Origin of the sequence: Klebsiella sp. SWET4 (assembly GCF_024296565.1) — a bacterium.
Taxonomy (GTDB): Bacteria; Pseudomonadota; Gammaproteobacteria; order Enterobacterales; family Enterobacteriaceae; genus Klebsiella; species Klebsiella variicola.
Window position 1 is genome coordinate 1 of sequence record NZ_JANCOB010000029.1, and the last position, 3,970, is coordinate 3,970.

A 3,970-nucleotide genomic window follows, 5' to 3' on the forward strand; every position below is an offset into this window, starting at 1 on the left:
TGCGCTTACCGGGGCTACGGATTCGCACCCGCCCTGCACGACCTGTAGCCCGGACCGGTACACCGCATCATTACCGGTAACGCCCCCAATATCACTGCCCCTGCAATCAGGCAAGCCTTCCCCCGCCAGATACGGTAAACTAACGCCGATTTTGCATCAGGAAGCCACTATGAACCACTCCCTCAAACCCTGGAATACCTTTGGCATTGAGCGCTCCGCCAGGACGATTGTACGCGCCGAAACTGAGCAGCAGTTATTAAGCGCCTGGCAAACTGCTGTCGCGGCAGGCGAACCCACGCTGATCCTTGGGGAAGGTAGTAATGTCCTGTTTCTGAACGACTATGCCGGTACGGTGATCCTCAACCGAATTATGGGGATCGAGGTGAGCGAAACGCCGGAAGCCTGGTGCTTGCACGTCGGCGCCGGCGAAAACTGGCATCAATTGGTGCAGTTCACGCTACAGCATGCGATGCCAGGTCTGGAAAATTTGGCATTGATCCCTGGCTGCGCAGGATCTTCGCCGATCCAGAATATTGGCGCCTACGGTGTCGAGCTCCAGCGGGTTTGCAACTATGTGGACTGCATTGAGCTGGAAACGGGTCGTAAGCAGCGTCTTTCAGCGGCGGAATGCCGTTTCGGCTACCGTGACAGTATCTTTAAACATGAATACCAGGATCGCTACGCCATCGTCGCGATTGGTTTAACGTTAGCGAAAGCATGGCAGCCTGTACTGAGTTACGGTGATTTAACGCGTCTTGATCCACAGACCGTCACCCCGCAGCAGGTATTCGATTCCGTTTGTCATATGCGAATGACTAAGTTGCCGGATCCCAGGATTAACGGCAATGCCGGAAGTTTCTTTAAGAATCCGATCGTCAGCGCTCAGGTTGCTGAAGCGCTGCTGGCGCAATTCCCCCAGGCGCCGCATTATCCGCAGGCAAACGGCACCGTCAAGCTTGCCGCGGGCTGGTTAATCGATCAATGTCAGCTCAAAGGGCAACGCATTGGCGGCGCGGCCGTCCATCGACAACAGGCCCTGGTACTCATTAATGAAGATCGAGCGACCAGCGAGGACGTGGTAAAACTAGCCCATTACGTTCGCCAGCAGGTGGGTAAGAAATTCGATGTATGGCTTCAGCCCGAGGTGCGCTTCATTGGAACGCATGGTGAAGTCAACGCAGAGGAGAGCATTGCGTGAAAGACCATACTATTCCCTTAACGTTGATTTCTATCCTGGCTGATGGCGAGTTCCACTCAGGTGAACAGCTTGGTGAGCAGTTAGGTATGAGCCGGGCGGCGATTAATAAGCATATCCAGACCTTACGCGACTGGGGCGTCGATGTGTTTACAGTGCCAGGCAAGGGTTACAGCCTGCCAGAGCCCATTCATCTGTTGGATGAGAAAAAGATTTCCCAACAGATTGAACATGGCCGAGTGACGGTTCTCCCCGTGATTGACTCCACTAACCAGTATTTACTGGACAGGCTTGATGAGCTGACATCCGGGGATGCCTGTGTGGCTGAATATCAGCAGGCAGGGCGAGGACGGCGAGGTAGAAAATGGTTCTCGCCCTTTGGCGCCAATCTTTATCTCTCGATGTACTGGCGCCTGGAGCAGGGACCGGCGGCGGCTATTGGACTCAGCCTGGTGATTGGTATCGTGATCGCTGAAGTTCTGCAGCAGCTCGGGGCCGATCAGGTTCGTGTGAAATGGCCAAACGATATTTACCTGCAAGATCGTAAACTGTCAGGGATCCTCGTGGAACTGACCGGGAAAACGGGTGATGCTGCACAAATCGTTAGTGGCGCGGGTATCAATCTTGTGATGCGTCGCGTGGAGTCTGACGTGGTCAATCAGGGGTGGATAAGCCTTCAGGAGGCGGGGGTTGTCATCGACCGCAACCTCCTCGCCGCGCGCCTGATTAAAGAGCTACGTCTGGGCCTGGAACTGTTCGAGCAGGAAGGGTTAGCGCCCTATCTGCCGCGCTGGGAGAAACTGGATAACTTTATTCATCGCCCGGTAAAACTCATTATCGGTGATAAAGAAATCTATGGAATTTCCCGTGGCATTGATGCGCAAGGCGCACTATTGCTGGAACAGGATGGGGTGATAAAAGCCTGGGTTGGCGGTGAAATATCATTGCGCAGCGCAGAATAAAAAAGGGAGCTTCGGCTCCCTTTGCTTTATTTACGTAAGCGTACTTGATTCACAGAATGATTGGCGCTTTTGGTCATGATCAGGCTGGCACGTTCGCGGGTTGGAAGGATGTTTTCTTTAAGATTCATTAAGTTAATCTCGTTCCATAGCGAGGTGGCAATATCCACCGCCTCTTCCTTCGACAGCTTAGCGTAATTGTGGAAGTAGGAGTCAGGATCGGTAAACGCCCCTTCTCGGAATTTGAGAAAACGGTTGATATACCAGCTTTTCAGTAATTCTTCCGGTGCATCGACATAAATAGAAAAATCGACAAAATCGGATACAAATACATGATGAGGATCGTGCGGATAATCCATTCCACTTTGCAGAACGTTGAGTCCCTCAAGAATTAAAATATCCGGCTGCGCGACGGTTTTATCGCCGTCGGGAATAACATCATAAATCAGATGGGAATAAACCGGCGCGGTTGCCTGCGGTACACCTGATTTAAGATCGGAGACAAACTTCACCAGTCGATGCATATCATAGGACTGCGGGAAGCCTTTCTTCTTCATTAATCCGCGTTCTTTCAATACTGAGTTAGGGTGCAAAAAACCGTCAGTAGTGATGAGTTCAACATGGCGGTGCTCCGGCCAACGGCTAAGCAAGGCCTGCAGTAAACGCGCGGTGGTGCTTTTCCCCACCGCAACGCTGCCAGCGATGCTGATGATATAGGGAATGCGTTGACCGTTGGTGCCAAGAAATTGTTCGAGAACAGCCTGACGACGCAGGTTAGAACTGATATAGAAGTTGAGCAAACGCGACAGCGGCAAATAGATCTCGGCAACCTCTTCCAGAGAGAGATCTTCGTTGATGCCTTTTAACCGCGTGATTTCATCCTCGGTTAACGTCATCGGGACAGAATCACGAAGTGCAGCCCATTGGTGGCGGTTAAATTGTAGGTACGGTGTCATTAACGTCTGCTCTTTTTGGCTCATAAGCATGTTCTTACCATCGCCGTATACGTTGAAACGGCGATGCTTCACACGAGTTAATCAGGACAATGGGCAGGAGGGTAACACCAGATTGCCGGGAATAATAAGAAAAAAACTCATTGAATGCTGCTTTCTCGCGCCAGCATCACAAGAGAGGAATAAGTTTCTTATTCGTAGTAAACCAGCAGGATAGTGCTAACGGCCCGTTACCTTTCTGTCAGTCGTCCGCATACATCCTGGGCATCAGCGGGTGACTGGAACCGCTCCTGATGAGCTGGATTGCTGGCGAATATTTGCACTGCCCTGTTTGAAATTACACCGTTTTTTCGTGTAAGAGCACAAAATGTGAGCAAGAGAACGTTTTATGCAAATTTTTAGTTGCATGAACTCGCTCCTCTCCCTAGAATGCGCGCTACTTGATGCCGACTTAGCTCAGTAGGTAGAGCAACTGACTTGTAATCAGTAGGTCACCAGTTCGATTCCGGTAGTCGGCACCATAACAATTTGGGTGGGGTTCCCGAGCGGCCAAAGGGAGCAGACTGTAAATCTGCCGTCATCGACTTCGAAGGTTCGAATCCTTCCCCCACCACCACTTTCTGGCGACGCTTTGCGTAGCCGGAGTTGGTTGGGTAAACTAATCAGCTCAATACTAAAGAGAGCAGTCTCTTTAGTATTACAGAAAGAACTGGGTAGCCGAGTTTCAGGATGCGGGCATCGTATAATGGCTATTACCTCAGCCTTCCAAGCTGATGATGCGGGTTCGATTCCCGCTGCCCGCTCCAGACGTGCTGATATGGCTCAGTTGGTAGAGCGCACCCTTGGTAAGGGTGAGGTCCCCA

Annotated in this window: 3 protein-coding genes and 3 tRNA genes; 5 read left to right on the plus strand and 1 reads right to left on the minus strand. The window is 51.5% G+C overall.

Going from position 1 to position 3,970, the window contains the following annotated elements:
* The first annotated feature begins 169 nt into the window (after positions 1–169).
* The gene (gene murB / locus NKJ21_RS27215) at positions 170–1,198 is read left to right on the plus strand and encodes a UDP-N-acetylmuramate dehydrogenase (RefSeq protein ID WP_012969181.1); all 1,029 of its coding nucleotides are present in this window, start codon (positions 170–172) and stop codon (positions 1,196–1,198) included.
* Complete coding sequence (gene birA / locus NKJ21_RS27220; protein ID WP_008808010.1) at positions 1,195–2,157, plus strand: bifunctional biotin--[acetyl-CoA-carboxylase] ligase/biotin operon repressor BirA; 963 nt, start codon at positions 1,195–1,197, stop codon at positions 2,155–2,157. The genes murB and birA overlap by 4 nt, the downstream gene beginning before the upstream one ends.
* 26 nt (positions 2,158–2,183) lie before the next feature.
* Here the strand turns inward: birA and coaA are convergent, their stop codons facing one another.
* Positions 2,184–3,134, minus strand: a complete 951-nt coding sequence (gene coaA, locus NKJ21_RS27225) for a type I pantothenate kinase (RefSeq protein ID WP_254733383.1) — start codon at positions 3,132–3,134, stop codon at positions 2,184–2,186.
* 418 nt (positions 3,135–3,552) lie between these two features.
* Between coaA and NKJ21_RS27230 the strand changes: the two genes are divergently transcribed.
* The 3 genes from NKJ21_RS27230 to NKJ21_RS27240 all read left to right on the plus strand — a co-directional run bounded on the left by NKJ21_RS27230 (position 3,553) and on the right by NKJ21_RS27240 (position 3,913).
* Positions 3,553–3,628: transfer RNA gene (locus NKJ21_RS27230), tRNA-Thr, on the plus strand.
* A gap of 10 nt (positions 3,629–3,638) precedes the next feature.
* Positions 3,639–3,723, plus strand: a tRNA-Tyr gene (locus NKJ21_RS27235).
* A 115-nt stretch (positions 3,724–3,838) separates the two neighbouring features.
* Positions 3,839–3,913: transfer RNA gene (locus NKJ21_RS27240), tRNA-Gly, on the plus strand.
* The last annotated feature ends 57 nt before the right edge of the window (positions 3,914–3,970 follow it).